Annotated in this window: 13 protein-coding genes and 2 CRISPR repeat arrays; of the genes, 2 read left to right on the forward strand and 11 right to left on the reverse strand. The window is 31.5% G+C overall.

Features of this window, described 5'->3' with window-relative positions; all coding sequences use genetic code 11:
• Window positions 1–14 precede the first annotated feature (14 nt).
• The 11 genes from BN1225_RS06500 to cas6 form a co-directional block, all read right to left on the reverse strand.
• Window positions 15–1,052: a V0D/AC39 family V-type ATPase subunit gene (locus tag BN1225_RS06500; protein WP_041138966.1), complete on the reverse strand. Its 1,038-nt coding sequence runs from the start codon at window positions 1,050–1,052 to the stop codon at window positions 15–17.
• Window positions 1,053–1,067: 15 nt separating this feature from the next.
• The gene (locus BN1225_RS06505; protein ID WP_041138967.1) at window positions 1,068–1,379 is read right to left on the reverse strand and encodes a hypothetical protein; all 312 of its coding nucleotides are present in this window, start codon (window positions 1,377–1,379) and stop codon (window positions 1,068–1,070) included.
• A 471-nt stretch (window positions 1,380–1,850) separates the two neighbouring features.
• Window positions 1,851–2,398: direct repeats of the CRISPR family, unit length 30 nt; unit sequence ATTTAAATACATCTTATGTTGTTATTAAAC.
• 1,214 nt (window positions 2,399–3,612) lie between these two features.
• Entirely contained in the window at window positions 3,613–4,605 is a 993-nt protein-coding gene (locus BN1225_RS06510) for a Fic family protein (protein ID WP_041138968.1), read from the reverse strand.
• Between the two features lie 530 nt (window positions 4,606–5,135).
• Window positions 5,136–5,429 carry a CRISPR-associated endonuclease Cas2 gene (gene cas2 / locus BN1225_RS06515; protein WP_041138969.1) on the reverse strand — a complete coding sequence of 98 codons (294 nt, stop codon included), beginning with the start codon at window positions 5,427–5,429 and terminating at the stop codon, window positions 5,136–5,138.
• 1 nt (window position 5,430) lies between these two features.
• Window positions 5,431–6,429, reverse strand: coding sequence for a type I-B CRISPR-associated endonuclease Cas1b (cas1b, locus tag BN1225_RS06520; protein WP_041138970.1), 999 nt, complete (start codon window positions 6,427–6,429; stop codon window positions 5,431–5,433).
• Between the two features lie 14 nt (window positions 6,430–6,443).
• Window positions 6,444–6,935: a CRISPR-associated protein Cas4 gene (gene cas4 / locus BN1225_RS06525; protein WP_041138971.1), complete on the reverse strand. Its 492-nt coding sequence runs from the start codon at window positions 6,933–6,935 to the stop codon at window positions 6,444–6,446.
• Window positions 6,932–9,442, reverse strand: a complete 2,511-nt coding sequence (locus tag BN1225_RS06530) for a CRISPR-associated helicase/endonuclease Cas3 (RefSeq protein ID WP_041138972.1) — start codon at window positions 9,440–9,442, stop codon at window positions 6,932–6,934. The genes cas4 and BN1225_RS06530 overlap by 4 nt, the downstream gene beginning before the upstream one ends.
• Before the next feature lie 38 nt (window positions 9,443–9,480).
• Window positions 9,481–10,203: a type I-B CRISPR-associated protein Cas5b gene (gene cas5b, locus BN1225_RS06535; protein WP_041138973.1), complete on the reverse strand. Its 723-nt coding sequence runs from the start codon at window positions 10,201–10,203 to the stop codon at window positions 9,481–9,483.
• 1 nt (window position 10,204) lies between these two features.
• Window positions 10,205–11,134: a type I CRISPR-associated protein Cas7 gene (locus BN1225_RS06540; protein ID WP_041138974.1), complete on the reverse strand. Its 930-nt coding sequence runs from the start codon at window positions 11,132–11,134 to the stop codon at window positions 10,205–10,207.
• Window positions 11,124–12,908, reverse strand: a complete 1,785-nt coding sequence (locus BN1225_RS06545) for a hypothetical protein (protein WP_041138975.1) — start codon at window positions 12,906–12,908, stop codon at window positions 11,124–11,126. The genes BN1225_RS06540 and BN1225_RS06545 overlap by 11 nt, the downstream gene beginning before the upstream one ends.
• An 11-nt stretch (window positions 12,909–12,919) precedes the next feature.
• Window positions 12,920–13,612, reverse strand: a complete 693-nt coding sequence (cas6, locus tag BN1225_RS06550) for a CRISPR-associated endoribonuclease Cas6 (RefSeq protein WP_041138976.1) — start codon at window positions 13,610–13,612, stop codon at window positions 12,920–12,922.
• Between the two features lie 287 nt (window positions 13,613–13,899).
• Window positions 13,900–14,323: direct repeats of the CRISPR family, unit length 30 nt; unit sequence GTTTAACAATAACATAAGATGTATTTAAAT.
• A gap of 198 nt (window positions 14,324–14,521) precedes the next feature.
• On the opposite strand from cas6, the gene BN1225_RS06555 reads away from it, so the two are divergent.
• Together BN1225_RS06555 and BN1225_RS06560 are read left to right on the forward strand one after the other, a co-directional pair.
• The gene (locus BN1225_RS06555) at window positions 14,522–15,358 is read left to right on the forward strand and encodes an alpha/beta hydrolase (RefSeq protein WP_041138977.1); all 837 of its coding nucleotides are present in this window, start codon (window positions 14,522–14,524) and stop codon (window positions 15,356–15,358) included.
• Window positions 15,359–15,368: 10 nt separating this feature from the next.
• Window positions 15,369–17,129, forward strand: a complete 1,761-nt coding sequence (locus tag BN1225_RS06560; protein WP_041138978.1) for a putative glycoside hydrolase — start codon at window positions 15,369–15,371, stop codon at window positions 17,127–17,129.
• Window positions 17,130–17,131: the final 2 nt, after the last annotated feature.

Consider the following 17,131-nt stretch of genomic DNA (forward strand, 5'->3'; position numbering starts at 1 on the left):
TACATCCCCCTCTGCTAATAAATTAGCATTTTCTCAATGCTAGATGCCGGTTCTTCATAACGAATACCCTCAATGATATGTTTTAAGTTATCGACTTCAATATTTAAGATAATACTGTACGTCATATAAACCAATGAGGCATCTGTCGAAAAGCGCATATAACGTTTTGCAAGATTATATTTGATTTTCTCTGTGTAATATTCGATATAAACAAAATCCTGATCGTCAACAAATAGCCTGTAGCTTGACTCGGCTAGTTTTCTCAGGAAAGTAGCAGCATCTGGTGTCGCAATCAATTCTTCCAAGAATGATCGTGGCATACGTGAATATTCCATAAATAATGTTGATTTAATATGTTGTGGTGTAGCATGGAAATATTTCTTTAAACGATAGATTTTAGTAATATTCTGAAGTTCAATCATCGTATAAAGAACTGTCAATAGATCCTTCTGCTTTTTCCCCCGATAAAGCTTCTTTACTACACTAACGTATGTGCTAAAGTAGACACGTTTCAACTCAATTTCCAAAATGTTGTAATCCATTGGTTCATCATCTTTAGGTCTTAATGAAGCCAATACATCATAGTACTTAGTCTTTTTAACGAGTTCCAAAATATCATCATACGTACTTGCATTGATCAATCCATAAATATTAAAGCTTGCTTGGCTAGCCAAATATTCCGGGATATCTAAATCAAAGCCTGTATAGATTTCAGAATTTAAAATTCTAATTTTATTAAGCAACAGTTCGATTTCGCCTGAAACCACACCGATCTTATAGAATTCCATTTCTGATTTAGAAGCATAACGAATTAAACGACTAGTTCTTTCATAGTACTCTTTATTCAATAACGCTTCCAATTGTCCACGATGAACTGTATTTTCCTTAATATCCGATAACACATTTGCATATTCGGTGTCACTTTTTAAATAAGCCACCATATCGGAAATATTTCTTCTTTTTAAGAGTTCATCATAATCATTTTGCGTAAGCTTTTTAGCATACATTGATCTCGCTTTCGCAGAGACCGCATTTGATGATAAAGATCCCATTTTTTCACCTCTATCCTAAACTTCTTTACAACGACTTACGATAGTTTCAACCCAAGTGTCCTTCTTTGTCTCGTAAAGATTCAAAAGTGAAGCAAGAGATGCTTTAAACTCTTCTTCATTTCGAGTTTTTGTTGCTTCGATTTCAGCCTGCAATTTTGCTTTATGTTCAGCAATGATCGCTTGTTGTTCCTTCATGAATGTATCATAGATTTCTTTCTTTTTCGCATTCATGTTGGTTTGAACATCATTTCTCTTTTGCTTAGCATCTTCAACGCTCTTTGCACAGTCACGATCGATTTCAACAATGTCTTGAATAAATTTGTCCAATTTATTACCTCCCAACTATACTTTAACAATTGAATTACATCTAATTCTCTAAAAGTACTCTGTTAGTATACACCTAATAGTTTTTTTTTCAAGGATTTTTTAATAATTGAACGCAATTTTTATACCGATAAACTAACTCTTCTAACATGCCGATTTAGCTGGAATTTATGGGCTTTTTTTCACAAAGCGGTTTCAATACTTAGGCTACCTAACAATTCCCTTTTGACATTTTTTGATAATATAAAAAACATAACCCCTGAATAGCCATAAAAAAGAGACAAGAATTATGCTTTTAGAATCATGATTTTTTAATTCTCGATAAGCGATAACGATCATTTATTAAATACACTAACCCTATATTGTATGAAGCAGTTTTTCATTTGTGAACATGTATTAAGATTTTTTAATACATCGAACGTTACAGTTAAACGATATACCAATTTGAGAAAAATACACACTGACAATAATATTATTTAAATACATGGGATGTTGTTATTAAACTCAAACAATTGATCAAAGAACATTTTTTAAAAGAATTTAAATACATCTTATGTTGTTATTAAACTTATTCAATTTTATTGATGATCCTATCCTTAATTAATTTAAATACATCTTATGTTGTTATTAAACAAAGCCTTGAGGTGTCCGTGCAGACAAAATCAATATTTAAATACATCTTATGTTGTTATTAAACTGATCACGCACAATTATTTGTTATGTTAGACATCAATTTAAATACATCTTATGTTGTTATTAAACCTTAACAAATAAGGTAGTAATGGGGAATGCTTCAAAATTTAAATACATCTTATGTTGTTATTAAACATTACTGTTTGATCCGAAAAATGCTCCCTTGTTGTATTTAAATACATCTTATGTTGTTATTAAACACGATGTTGCCAATTATTATATATTACCATCATTATTTAAATACATCTTATGTTGTTATTAAACCTGCCCTCGGCAGATAAACAGCGCCGGGATTTAGGATTTAAATACATCTTATGTTGTTATTAAACCCTCGTAAATACCGCTTTCTGTAACTCCATTATTCCATAAATCCCCTATAAATTCAAGGATTTCCCCTTATTTTACCAGCGACACCTGTAATTTTATAGTTGAAATTAAAACTGCTGGAATATCCTGTATTTATAGGCATAATTTCACTTTTCAAGAAAATGAGCCTGGTAAAATTATAAGCTTAAATAAGGTAATATCTCATCTAAAATTAAACATGATATATATTTCTTATGTATTTTAAACACTATTCATGCTCTATTTAAAAAGTACATAATTATTGTTGATAAATATTTCAACAATTAAATCTATATAACTGACTATAAATAGACCATAGAGTTAAAAAACTTTTCAATTATAGATGAGATATTTTCTTTCCAATTCTCATTAAGCGTTGTTGCATCAAAATTAGTTATACCATAAATATATAATTTATCAGTGTAGGTTTGCATCATTATCGTACCGGTTAATTGATCCGCTCCTACATAAAGTATACATTAACCTCATGATTAGTAGTCTTAATAATCCATTTATCAATTATTTCATATGATTCGCCAATGGTATTAATTACGCGATCTTTCTAATCAATACTGGTAATATTAAATTTAGATAAACCAAAGATATTTTGAATTGATAATAATTGATATGCGTCTTTTGGGGAGTATTCAACTACAAATTTAGTTGTAATTTCCCGTTCTTTAACATATTCTTCCTTATAGTCTATTTCGTTATTATAACCAGTAATCCCTTTAAGCATTTGCGGGGTAGGAAAATTTGGTAAGCTATTTAAAAATCTATTTCCTCAGTATTTCTGACATACATATACCACATAGAACTAAAATAACGATAACAGTAGCAATGATTTTCTTCATAATCTATTTGCTTAGATACACCCAACTCGTTCAAGCTCACCATAGGAATTATTTTTGTTTGTGTTAATGTTTGTCATTTTTTGTATTAACACCTTCATACTAAATATCATAGGAAATAGTAAACATCTTATTTTTTCATTATATATCTCCCGCAATAAATCAGCTAATACTAATAGAAAGAGTCAAAAGAATACGATCACTAATAATTAATATTCTATTAAATAATTATTCAAAAAAAGGAAGCCCACATTTAAATACATTATATATTGTTATTGAATGCTAGATTAATAGCTTTACATTTATTCTTCGATATTTCAATACATCCTGTGTTACTTCTAAGTATTTCATCGCTTAGTTCGTCTATATTTCTGCAAGCGACTATTTGGACTTTCCGGTATAGTCATTTCAACTAAGCCCTTTTCTATCGCTGGTAAAAGATAATTATTACGGAATGTTGGTCGATGCTTTAACCCTAATAGTTCCATTAATTCCTTAGTTGAATAAGTTTGACTTCCCAAGCATTTAAGTAATTTTTTGACTTGTTCGGTATCTTGTTCGTTGACTTGTTCGGTCTCAGTGATTTCTATCAGGGCATCATAAATAACAGTTAATAAAAATTCTACAAATTTTCCCGAATCTCCAAGATGATCACATTCTCCAAGAATCTTGTAATACTCCTGCTGACGTTCACGAATCAGTGTTTCAATTGGTAACCAGCCAAACACAGTATTCCACTGATACAGCAATAAAGTATGCCACATTCTGCCCATTCTCCCATTTCCGTCTATAAAGGGATGGATAAATTCAAATTCATAATGAAAAACACAGCTTTTAATAAGTGGATGTGCATCGGATTCTCTTAGCCAGTTGAATAGGTTGCTCATAAGTTGAGGCACTAAGTCTGCGGCTGGAGCTACATGAACAACCTTTTTACCTGAAAATACTCCGACTCCACCAGTCCTGTAAATACCCGGCTTATCTGTTAGTTCTTTCATCAAAATATAATGTGCTTTTAATAGATCCTTTTGCGATAATGGATTGTATTGTAATAATGTTTCATAGGCTTCAAAAGCATTTTTTACTTCACATATTTCGGAAGGCGTTCCTAAGATATGTTTACCATTAATAATATCTGTTACTTGTTCCAAAGATAAAGAATTATTTTCTATTGCTAATGAGGCTTGAATTGTCTTGATGCGATTATCTCTTCGCAATCTAGGGTTTTTATTCATTTTATCATTAATTGTAATTCTTGTAATCAGCTCGGTAATCCTCGATACTAAATTGACTGTTGTGTCTGTTATCGTATAAGGCGGATTATATAAATTTTCTTGCATCTTCAAACCTCCTTATATGCAATATCTTGTGTTTTCACTTATTTTTAATTCTATCTTATTAAAATGTAAAAAACATTAAATGTTGTTGTTAAACCATTTGTGGGTACCTACTTCAAACTGGGCAACATTAATTTAAATACATCTTATGTTGTTATTAAACCGACTTGACGAAAATGTCATTTATTCAATTATGACATTTAAATACATCTTATGTTGTTATTAAACTGAAGCAGACTATCCACTTTCTCGCTATGAAATCAAATTTAAATACATCTTATGTTGTTATTAAACATCATAGACTTTAGAAGCATCCCACCCATTCTTAGATTTAAATACATCTTATGTTGTTATTAAACCCTCGTAAATACCGCTTTCTGTAACTCTATTATTCCATAAATCCCCTATAAATTCAAGGAATTCTCCTTATTTTACCAGCGACACCTTCAGTTTTGAAGCTGAAATCAAAACAAACAAAATAGTTCCTATTTATAGGCATAATTTCACTTTCTAGGAGAATAAGCCTGGTAAAATTACAAGATCAAATCTTCACCAGTTTCTACCGGGCGCTTCCCTAATATTTCTTCGCCAAAAACATTATTGCTTATTGTCTTAATAATACAGATGTAATCTTCTTCCTTATCGATTACTTTCTTTAATTCTCTTTTTAAATTCACAAGATTAGCTGGGGTAATTTCGCCTCTAAAAACAGAATACTGAAAATGAGATAAATATTTTTTGCAAACCTTAAATACTTTCTGTACTCGTTTTTCTTTAACATCATAAAAAACAATGGCATAGTTATAATTTATTTTCTGCTTTTTCATACTACATTCCTCTTTTTAATGAAAATGGAATAAACGCCTGATCTTCTAATATACATTTTATCAATTTATAGCAATCCAACTTGATTGCTGTTTGATAAGTAATCTTTCTTTTAAGTTTTGGATGCACGAAAGTGCTAGATAAACGTTCTTCAAAAGCTTCAATAAACAATCTTTTCCCCTCTTCATTTAAAATACAATAATTAAGTTTCTTTTCAAAGTGTTTATCTACCTTAATTTTTTTATTATTGATTAATTCAAAAATTGTTTTAAATACTATCACCGGTTTAAATACTTCACTGATATCTAAACTTAAAGAAAAACGTCTTTCACTTGGTTCATGTAGAAAGCTGATGCGTTGATCTAAATGAGTCTGATAAATCATAGATATCGTTTTTGTATAGAGCAAAGTATTCCCAAAAGAGATTAACGCATTAATCGGGTTATCTGGGGGACGTTTTACTCTTTTTTGAAAAATAAATTCTTCAATTAAAATATATTGAAACATATTATAAAATCTTTGCCATAGTTCGCCTTCTAAAGACATGATTGAATAGATATCATTAGTCTGTAATATTTTGTTGGAGAACTCGCTTTGAATCCAATCAATAGTTCCTTTTACTTCTTTTTTACCGTGCTTATAATAATGATATAAGATTTCATATAGATTTTCACCAATCCCATTTACAATATTTTGAGCAATTTCTATTCTCTGATTTGTATGTTTTTCAACTTGTTTAATAAGCAGTCTACCACTGTTAAATTGTTCTCTCGGATAAAACGTACCGCTATAATTCCCATAATAATTAAAAAAATGAATAATAATGTGGTGAGCCGAAATAAAATCCAATAACTTACTATTGATTGAAACTTCATTTAAGCAATAGATTTCTTTGGTATTTTCGATGGGAATATAAATATTCTTATCGTTCTTTCTATAACAGAGTGAGTGGTCTTTCCTAGATAGTTCTCCCATACTCATTATGTAGCGAGTCGTTCCCATAAATTCTATCCTCCTTATATATAACAATATTCATAATAAGCACATTTTTTACAGGTCGGCTGATGCAATACAGGAGGTATATCGGTAGAGTTAATAAGCAGTTGAATGGACATTAAAAGCTGTTCAAGTTTATTTTCTATATCCTCTGTTAGCTCTATAATCTCTGTATGACTATTTTTGTTCTTTTCAATGAATTGTATTTTCCCTTTTCTGATGATTCCCTTATCTTTAAGAACTTTCAAATAGAAGATTACCTGCCATCGGCACGCGTCTTCATCCGCATCACTCTTTTTTATCTCAATTAAATAATCTTTAGTTAATTTATCTAAGCGAATATTCTCAATACTTATTTCACTGTTTAAATCATTTTCTAATTTTTCTTTATGCAAAGCTTTGCCTATCATTACATTTTGGCTATTGTCTTCTAAATTGATTTTATTTCCCATTAAATAGCATTGGCGTTTACAATGAATATAGTAGTTTACTAATGTTCCTGTTATGTTCATAGAAATCCCCCTCTTAATTTCTTTCTATCCAGTTTTCCATCAACCATGTATTCATTTCCTTCTTCAATGTAATATAAGTCACCAATGACCTCACTATAATTTGGTACATCACTCAACTTAACTGTATAAATAAAATAATTTAATTTACTTTTCACCAAAGACAGACGAATCATTTTTTCAGGATAATTCATCTTAGCCATTAATAACGCACAATACTCCTTCCATACTTGTGCACCTTGTACGCTGACCCCATTTATTTGCTCAGTTGTATTTATACATACATCACAATATAATAGCTGTTCATCAATTAACTTCATCTTGTCCGCAACATCAGCCCCTTTTAGCAGGCGTACTTTACTATCGAAATAAGGAAGCAGCCCATTTATTGTATTGGCATCTCTTTTTTTAATAAGATCAAATACGTGTTCATAATAATGCGTAAAATCTTTATCAATTAAAGATTGTATATTATCCGTTTTATTTAATGTTAATTCAACATTATTTCTGACATCCCCACGATAAATAGATCTTACATTGCGATAGTTAAAGAAATATGCTTTCCCCTCTTTTAAGCAAGAACGGTTGATTCTTCCCATGAACTGTTCTTCATTATCAAATAAAGAGACATTTTTAAAACCTATATCCATATCGATATCCAGCCCAGCTTCTACCACTTGTGTGGCAACTAAAAGTAATGTTTCATTTTTATTTAAACTTTGCTGTAAGGAATTTAAAATACGTATTCTTTCCGCTTTATTATCATCCCCAGTTAGTAATAGACATTTAATTTTCAACTCGTTATCCAAAACTTTATTCTTTATGATCTCATAAAAATCATAAGCATCTTGTTTAGCGATAAATTCGACCATGACCTTATTTTGATGACATCGATCGAGTACAAAATCGACAAGATCTGCTAATGTCAGATTATCTATTTTAAGCAAATCATCATGAATCGTCACTCTGTTTTTAAAATAGGGGTGTTGGAAATAGAACGAAGGGTCTTTAACTAACGGATAAACTGGTATATCAATAGCGGTTAGCTGATCCATGGGTGGCAATGTTGCAGACATCATAATAACTTTTATGTTTAATATCTCGGCAAATGTTTGAATAAACGTCATGATATAGGACCATAAGCTGTTCTTATATGTCTGAATTTCATCAAAGACAATAACACTGTTGATTAATTTATAAAAACCATATGTATTTTCCCTTCGTGGAGAAAACAAAATATTAAACAAACTGACATGTGTGGTTAATATAAACGGATAATTCAAAAATTGACGATCCAGTAAGAGTCTGTTAAAATCCATATCATCATCAATCAGCTCTTCAATAGGAGTGACTGCATTCATCGCTACTATATTCTTTAGATATTCATCGTCATCTTGAAATATCTCCTTTAACGAATGGAAGTTTTGTTCAATCAGAGAATTAAATGGGTAAATATAGAAAATCTTACGTTTATCCTGCGCTGCCATCTGCATGCTTAAATAATAAGCAATATTACTTTTCCCACTTCCTGTCGGAGCTTCCAAATAATAAATAGAATGATTCGGATTTTTCTTATAGCAATCAGCAACTTCCAAAAATAATCGACTTCGCAAATGATTAATATCTGGTGTTTCCATAGTTTGATATTCTTCTAACGGACATGAATTAATCTTTTGATACAGTTTTGATGCTTGATACCCCTGATATAATCGTGTGGAATAATCGATTTCTTTATCTATAGTACAGTGATTAAAAAACTGATTTGCCGCATAATGATCACATGTCAATAAAATAGAATAAAGCAATCGACTATATGTATAAACTATCGTATCTTGTTTAATGTTAAAATTTTGCGTTACTTGTTCATAGACACCATAAAACCACCTTTTAGTAAATGCTTTTTTTATAAACCCAGCATCATTTTCTAATGTATAAAAGTCATTTCCCACTGATAACTGAAGTACTATATTTCTGCCTATATTCAGATCATCAAATTCGTCCAAGTACTTTCCAAAATCGTCTAATTGAGTATGGTGTCTAGATATTACATAGCTGTTGATTAAACACAATGCAACTAATCTTTGATCTAATCCGAATTCATCTCGTATTCTTTTTATATAGTAATCCAAATAAAGGATTGCCGAAAGCAGAGAATGTTGACTTCCATAAAATTCATTTATTCCGATTCCATTCTCATTTTTCATCTTTTCTTTTTGAAATTTACAGTTTATTTTTCCCATATCATGAAAGATAACGAGTCCCTTGATCATGTCTATTGAAAAATTGATCTTGATCATGTCTATTGAAAAATTGATTTGGTTTTTACCCATATCTGGAAAAAGACCTATAAATATTCTATGAAAGACGTTCTCAAGATCTCTTTCCTTATTAAGAAGATCATAATACTCCTGTACAAGAGACAGATGAGCTGTCAGTGACTCTTTATTCGTCCCATTACAATGAGCATAGATATCCTTCTCTATTTTTGACATTAATTCCTCTATAAGCATCTTTCATTCCTCCTAAAAACTACTTCATAATGAAGTAGTTAGAAAAAGCTGATATTTTTGTTGTCTACACAGTAAACGAGATCTGAAGTTGTTGCCATTGCAAAATCAGTGTAAATCATAGGCTCCATAACATATTGATTGCACGATACATCTAATCCAGTTGGCAGGAATTCTTCGTATTTAAAAGTTGGAAAAGAGATTTCCTCACTTTCTGCATTTAAATTTACATCCGACTTTTTGCACAAAGAATCCAAACGAGTAACTTTTTCAGCTTTGATCCCATTATCAATTACCTCAACATAATCAATATCGGCATAATGATCATTAGAGCCTAGATAAGGAATATAACAACACTGGTGGTGAATCATTGCCTCTTTTAATTTTTCAGCTTCTTCTTGATCAATTAAGACATAAATTTCCCATTTGGGATCATGCAGCCATTGCTGTCTGACAATTAAATTGCCACCCTGTTCCCTAGAAGCATATCCAACTGAGTTATTGAAAGTATGTATTTTCTTCATAAAGTAGCCAGTTTGAGAAGGAACAATCGCAATCTTTAATCCTTTTAAACGCTGATAAAATTCAGGATAGGTTTGTTCCTTTGTCATCTGATTATAGCCATCATAGCCTAAAATAGCTCCAAAAATCCCCAGTAAGGCAACCTTATGAATATTCCCAAAAGTAAAATAAGCATATTCATTTATATCCGGCTTTTTAAAAAAGGCTGTTTTCCCACTTAATGTAAATTTTAAGATTTCCATCTTAAAGCGCCACTTTCGTATAAATATCAAAGTATTGGGCGTCGCTTATATCACTTTCTATATCAAGATGTAATGAATCATAATATATTTCTACTGATTTTATTTGGTCTTTGTGTGCTTCTATCATCTTTCCCAAATCTAAATGTAACGTGTGCTTATCTTCTCCTTTTTTAAAAGAAATGAAATTCGTCAAAGTTGGCAAATATGTTTTTTCATCTGTTTCGATAAATAAAGCAAATTCATTATCACAGCCAGCTTTTGAATTTGAAGAAAACGCACTTACCGAAGAAAGAGCCGCCTTTTTAAAGGCTTGATAATCTTGATCTTTGTAACCTTCTGTAATACTTAGTTCAATAAAATTATGATATGCATTAGGATTAATTGAAAACGGATAATAATAGTGCGCTTCATCACTCAAAACCATCGACCCTATTGTTGTATTTTGTGCTAATTCATCACTGGTTTTATCTCTAAAAGGAGAAAGAATCTGTTGTTCAAAAGTCTGCGTTTCTTCAAAAACATTCATTCCTTGTCCGATCTGTACAGCTCCCGTAATAGAATAATTATTTTTAGTTTCAGCAAAAGTTGCCCCAAAAGATCGAACATCTATTGCTTTAAAAAGATTCCCTAAAACTTCTACCGAATTTGTTTTTTCAGTTACTTCAGATTTGAAAAACTGAGTATATCTTTCTGACAATGAACGTGGCACCAATACCATTCTCTCTTTACTATCTGAGACCAATGTATGTGAACGCGTATACAACACCACCTCTCCTTGTTCCTCCCAAAATTTTCGCATAGTAAATTTTAAAGCCTTGTCACTGCCAAATATTTCTCCTGTCGGCGTTGTTTTAGGATAGCCACTGAAATCCGCATTCCAATTTGCCATCATTGCTTTAATCCCGATAATTCCATACACTTTATTCTTCATCTTCTTTTTCCTCCTTTGAGTTTCCCATATATATCAAATTTTGGCTAGCTGTTCCTGCTAAAATAATCCATCTATCAACTTTCTTTTGATGTGGTTTATATCTCATTATTCTTCCAAATAACTTATTAGCCCGATGATTTGGCGAAATGGGTAATGCATAACTAACACTATTATATAATTTTTCTATTTCCTGTTTCACAATTTCATCTTTTTTAGCTTGAGTCAGTCCACTAAAACGCATTGACATTTTCTTTTTAGCTTTGATCTGTGACACGTAATAGTAAGCTAACTGTCCTACCGCAAAATAGTATTCTTCATCATTACTGAAATTCCAATCATTATTAGCTTCATTCAAATGTTCTTTTAACATATCTATTACATCCATTATTTTCTCTGTCTCCTTTGCATTATTATCTATGTATTTCATTAAGCATAACTGTAAATTTAAAAGGTGTGCCGCTTTCGTCATTTCTCCGATATTGCACAAACGCTGTATCAGCTGTGATAAACCAATATAGATAAAGTGATTTAATCCATCTTTTTTACCTAGATGAAACCATGAAAATAATGGACTGCGGTATTGAAGCAGAAATTGCTTAACATCTCCTAATCGATTATCAATTTTATTAGCGTCAGTCGTATAGTTATTAATCAGGTATCCATTGAAACATATCTTATTGATTAGCATTTCGATTTCAGTTAATGTTCTATATGGATTATAATAGCCATTATATGCACTTTCTTTAAGTATCATCATTTGAATAACATTATCATAAATAAAGTCTTTCTTTAAATGATTCCTATAATTGACTATTATTTCTTGATTTAAAATGATGTCTCCTTTTGTTTGCTTATCAATTCGCAAATATAATCCACTCTCTATAAAATCAGGAAAACTTGTATCATCAAACGCTTCAATTGTATCTTTATCAAAATCTAAATAAATATTGAACAATCCTTTATTACTAAATCCATTGAGCAGATCAAAAAACTTCTTTTGCTTTAAAGCCCGATCTTTATCAAAAAGAAAGGGATAATCAACTTTTCTGCTTCTATTCATTAGATATGGTTTTTTGTCATTTAACCCCATATTGTAATTGGAAACACCTAAAATTTTATTATCTGCTTCTATGTTGTAATCATTTTTATTATAGAGATTGACAGTAAAATAACGGTTTCCTTCTTTTTCATAAGCAGCCAATGTTTGCTCTATATCTGGATAAATAAAGAATATCTTAATATATTTAGTCTTTTCACTCTCTTTTGTTTCTTCATTTAAATGTGTAAATATCCAATTCTTAATTAACGCTATCCTATCTTGATCTGGCTTTCCATATTCTTGTTCATATTGATCATATATAGCCAAACTGTTTTTTGAAGTATATTTCAGTCGTGGATTTGTCAATACATTGTAGTAGCCTTCGATAATTTCTTTTGTAACTTCCCCTTTTTTTAATCGATCCCACTTTACAAAGAAACTTAAGTAATTATTTGATAAGATTTTTTTCTTCCTATCCATACTTTTATTAGCACCAAATATCTTGCTCTGACTATCCAACTGTTTAATCAAATCATAATAGTAATCTTCAGATCCTATGGTTATTTTTTGCTTTTTATCATATTTGATCTGCAGTTGACGTATTTTCTTTATTTCATGGTCACCAATCTCATATAGATAATAATCTCCTTCTTCTGGTATATAGTTATCTAAGATTGCTTGTTCTCCCACTTTATCCAGATAACGTTTAAATCCTTCTAAATAATCATCTATCATCTTTCTGCCTCCTAATACCAGACATAATTCAAATAACCGTAACCACGAGATCCCATTTCACCTAGAGAGACTCCTAATAGAAAATAAGCAAATTCTTGAGCCAAATCACTTGTTCCTACTTCTATTTCTATTTTGTCTCCTAGTAAATGGACACCTTTAACAGGACATTTGATAGGAACACTATTCTTAAATAGTAAATGTGTATATAAAGTAAAATCTTCATCAACTTTTTTCTCCATGAATTGATTATATTTTTTTATAATATTTACTTTTAATCTTTCTTCGTATTCCTCCAAAGTCATGGAATTTCGCCAATATCCGTTATCAGTTTTGATAATAACCGGTGTTAATGTATGCAATTTATAGATTTTCTTCTTAGGTACTATTCTAATATCAACATTTAATCCCACAAATTCTTTAGTACGTTGTCCCCCTAAGTGTTCATTAAAATAATTAGCTAGATTGGGATCAACAGTTCTAACTATAAAAGTATAATTTCGATCTGCTTCGTAAACTTTATTACTCGATAACGGATATAAATTATTAAATGTATATAACTTAAATTCATTCTTACTATGAAATGCTGACCATACCTCACTCTTAGTAAGGGTACTATCAATATAATAGGCAATTTTTCCCAATGCATCTTCCGCAAATAACTTTTCCAGCAGATATACTTTGACCTTGATTTCATATACTTTCATGTAATTCCTCCTTTCGTTTCTAATTTGATACAATTAATCAGTGTATAACTAAAATATATCACTTCCTTTCTTTTTCTACAAGCGCTTTCATTAAAACCGTTTATTCTCCATAATTTTACCAGGCTCATTTTCCTAGAAAGTGAAATTATGCCTATAAATACAAGATATTCCAACAGTTTTAATTTCAACTATAAAAATACAAGTGTCGCTGGTAAAATAAGGGGAAATCCTTGAATTTATAGGGGAATTATGGAATAATAGAGTTACAGAAAGCGGTATTTACGAGGGTTTAACAATAACATAAGATGTATTTAAATAGGTTAGGTATTTTATCCGATGATGTATTTTTATCCTGTTTAACAATAACATAAGATGTATTTAAATATGATTGTAAAATTGCCAATAGGAGAAAAAGTGAGGTTTAACAATAACATAAGATGTATTTAAATTGAATAAAAACTAAAGCATCAGAAATTGCTCCTAAGTTTAACAATAACATAAGATGTATTTAAATTCGGGTTTTTCGTTTTGAGAATTCTGATAGTTTGCTGTTTAACAATAACATAAGATGTATTTAAATATGATTGGGATTGCACCTAAAAAGTGGGGCACAGGTTTAACAATAAAATAAGATGTATTTAAATATGCTTGCGTCTGCTTCTTTTGACTTTAGCTCATAACGTTTAACAACAACATAAGATGTATTAATAGGTTCACATAAATTAATTATATCATTATAGTGAATCTATTATTTTCCCATTTCTTCAATTATCATTACAAGGTATGTATTATGTGAAATCAATATAATAATTTAAATTTTATAAAAGAGTTTATTTGTTATGTAACCGAATACATAGAATATTCAAATTATCTGTGATAAAATAGTATAAGCAAGGAGGAATTAAATTTATGGCTTTAATAAAAGTTGACTTTATTTCAGAATCATTAATGCGTACAGTAACAATCAATGCGATTGTTCCAGTCGATAAGTTAAGTATGCCGGGGATGCCGGTCAGAGAGAAAAAACCATTTAAAACATTATACTTACTACATGGTATCTTTGGAAATTATACGGACTGGGTAACCGGTACACGTATTCAGGCATGGGCACAAGAACGTAATTTAGTTGTCATCATGCCATCAGGTGAAAATAAATTCTATGTAGATAATCCATTATCAGGAGATATGTTCAGTCAGTTTATCGGGAAGGAATTAGTTCAAGTTACACGTGATTTGTTCCCTTTATCAGATAAACGTGAAGATACATTTATTGCCGGATTGTCAATGGGTGGATATGGTGCCTTGATAAACGGACTACGTTTCCATGAGACATTCAGCCACATTGGGGCATTATCATCAGGATTGATCCTTAATCGTGTGCTTAATTCAACCAATGACGAAATTATGCCAACCAACCGTCGTTGTTATTATGAATCTATATTCGGTGATCTTGATCAACTAATCGGAAGTGAAAAGGACTATAAAGCATTAATCACTAAATTAAAGAAAGAAAAAGCAGATGTTCCCAAAATTTATATGGCATGTGGAACAGAAGACTTTTTAATTAATGAAAATCGAGACTATCATGAATTCTTAGTTGATAATCAAATAGATGTCACTTATGTAGAAGGTCCGGGAGCCCATACATGGGAATTCTGGGATACGTACATCTATAAAGTATTGGAATGGCTGCCGCTTGAAAACTCATCTGAAGGAGTACACAGCGGAAACGTTGGAAAAAAATAGTTTATAAAAAATGAAACATTATAAAATCAGAAAAGGGCGTCTCGGTATCGTAGTCGCCCTTGCGTTTATATTCGTTGCCTCAGGAATCATGATTTACATTCAAACCGCAAAAAAACCTATTGTCACTTATTATATTGCTTCAGATCAACCTTCAGTAACGGTGAACGTAAATAATGAAGAAATACATCTCATTAGAGGATCAAAAGCCAAGGGAATAAAAGTATCAGAAAAAGATTCGGAAAAAATGATCGTTAAAACTGAGCAAGATGACAGAGAATTTGATATTGATAAACGGTATTTAGCAGAATCCTTTGAAGAATGTGTCACGAATCAAGTCGTATACCCGCGTTTAATGGTAAATCTTAGAAGTGATAAAGGTGCTTCCTTAGAAAAAGCTGTGGGAAACAAAGGAGAAGCTCTACCTGTCAAAAAGATTAATTATGACCGCGACTTCAATCAAAATACCGGAGAAGTTAACGGCTATATCATTGAAAAAGAAGGTCAAGAGTATTATATCGACGCCTTATATGTGGAATCTTCTCTTGAAGAAGCAACAAAAGCCTATCCACAACAAGTCATTCATTCTACTTATTGGGATTATTACTTTGGCGATGGGTATTCACAAACAGCGTATATCGATAGTTTAGATTATAAGCCTTTTCCTAAAAAGCAATATAGCGATAATCCATTAAGAACAGATATTAATGCAGTCCATATCTCTATGAATATTTTTAAACAGGAATTTGATTATTTATTGGCATTATGCAAGGAAACAGGCATTAATGCTTTAGTTGTTGAAGTGAAAAGTGATATTGGGGAGATTGCTTTTGAAAGTGAGCAGTGTCAGCCTTATTTAACCGAACCTAAACGAGCGATTGAAAATGCAGTGGTATCAAAAAGTGAGTTGCAATCATTAATCGAACGTTGTCATCAAGAGGGCGTTTACTTGATAGCTCGTATCGTCACTTTTAAAGATCAAATCTTTGCACAGCAAAACAGTGAAGAAAGCATCCTTTCTAAAGAGGGGACATTACTTATACATAATGGAGAAAACTGGCCATCTGCTTATTCTCGGAAATCTTGGATGTACAATGTGGCGATTGCAAAAGAAGTAGCACAAATGGGATTTAATGAAATTCAATTTGATTATGTCCGTTTCCCTGATGGATTGATTGACGGAGAAATGAGCGGTGAAATTAATTTACATAACACTTATGATGAATATAAAACTCAGGCACTTCAGCGTTTTTTAATGTACGCCTATGAGGAATTATCTCCTTTAGAAGCCTACGTAGCCGCAGATGTCTTTGCTTGGCCGGCCGTAGCCCAAGATGATCAGAATATCGGTCAGTTCATCCCCGCTTTAGCTAATATCGCCGATGTCATTTCCCCTATGCCTTATCCGGATCACTTTGGTCCCGGCAATATGGGATCTGATCAACCTTGGCAAAATCCGGAGATGACGTTGCAAAATTACAGTGAAATCATGGGAGAAGCGTTAAACAGTATTTCCTCCCCTGCCATCTATCGTACTTGGATTCAAGGATATGCCTGCATGGGACATGTATGCAAAGGAACACCGGGGAATCCGCCAAGAGATTATGGCAGTCCTGAAATGGTTGATCAAATAACCGGTATTAACAATGCCGGCTTTGAAGGATATATGGTATGGTCCGGATATGGGGGCAGAAATATGTTTGAAGACAGAAAAGCAGGATTTATCTCCAGTACATTACCGGAAAATAAAAAATGGAAGCATCGCTTCCAATGACA

Origin of the sequence: Beduini massiliensis (assembly GCF_000829905.1) — a bacterium.
In the GTDB taxonomy this organism is placed as follows: domain Bacteria; phylum Bacillota_I; class Bacilli_A; order Erysipelotrichales; family Coprobacillaceae; genus Beduini; species Beduini massiliensis.

Excerpts from the sequence above, each read along its gene's own strand:
- cas5b (WP_041138973.1), bottom strand. The coding sequence starts at position 10,203 with ATGGAAATCTTAAAATTTACATTAAGTGGGAAAACAGCCTTTTTTAAA.
- BN1225_RS06555 (WP_041138977.1), top strand. The coding sequence starts at position 14,522 with ATGGCTTTAATAAAAGTTGACTTTATTTCAGAATCATTAATGCGTACA.
- cas2 (WP_041138969.1), bottom strand. The coding sequence starts at position 5,429 with ATGAAAAAGCAGAAAATAAATTATAACTATGCCATTGTTTTTTATGAT.
- cas1b (WP_041138970.1), bottom strand. The coding sequence starts at position 6,429 with ATGGGAACGACTCGCTACATAATGAGTATGGGAGAACTATCTAGGAAA.
- BN1225_RS06540 (WP_041138974.1), bottom strand. The coding sequence starts at position 11,134 with ATGAAGAATAAAGTGTATGGAATTATCGGGATTAAAGCAATGATGGCA.
- cas4 (WP_041138971.1), bottom strand. The coding sequence starts at position 6,935 with ATGAACATAACAGGAACATTAGTAAACTACTATATTCATTGTAAACGC.
- BN1225_RS06560 (WP_041138978.1), top strand. The coding sequence starts at position 15,369 with ATGAAACATTATAAAATCAGAAAAGGGCGTCTCGGTATCGTAGTCGCC.
- BN1225_RS06510 (WP_041138968.1), bottom strand. The coding sequence starts at position 4,605 with ATGCAAGAAAATTTATATAATCCGCCTTATACGATAACAGACACAACA.
- BN1225_RS06500 (WP_041138966.1), bottom strand. The coding sequence starts at position 1,052 with ATGGGATCTTTATCATCAAATGCGGTCTCTGCGAAAGCGAGATCAATG.
- BN1225_RS06530 (WP_041138972.1), bottom strand. The coding sequence starts at position 9,442 with ATGCTTATAGAGGAATTAATGTCAAAAATAGAGAAGGATATCTATGCT.
- BN1225_RS06545 (WP_041138975.1), bottom strand. The coding sequence starts at position 12,908 with ATGATAGATGATTATTTAGAAGGATTTAAACGTTATCTGGATAAAGTG.
- cas6 (WP_041138976.1), bottom strand. The coding sequence starts at position 13,612 with ATGAAAGTATATGAAATCAAGGTCAAAGTATATCTGCTGGAAAAGTTA.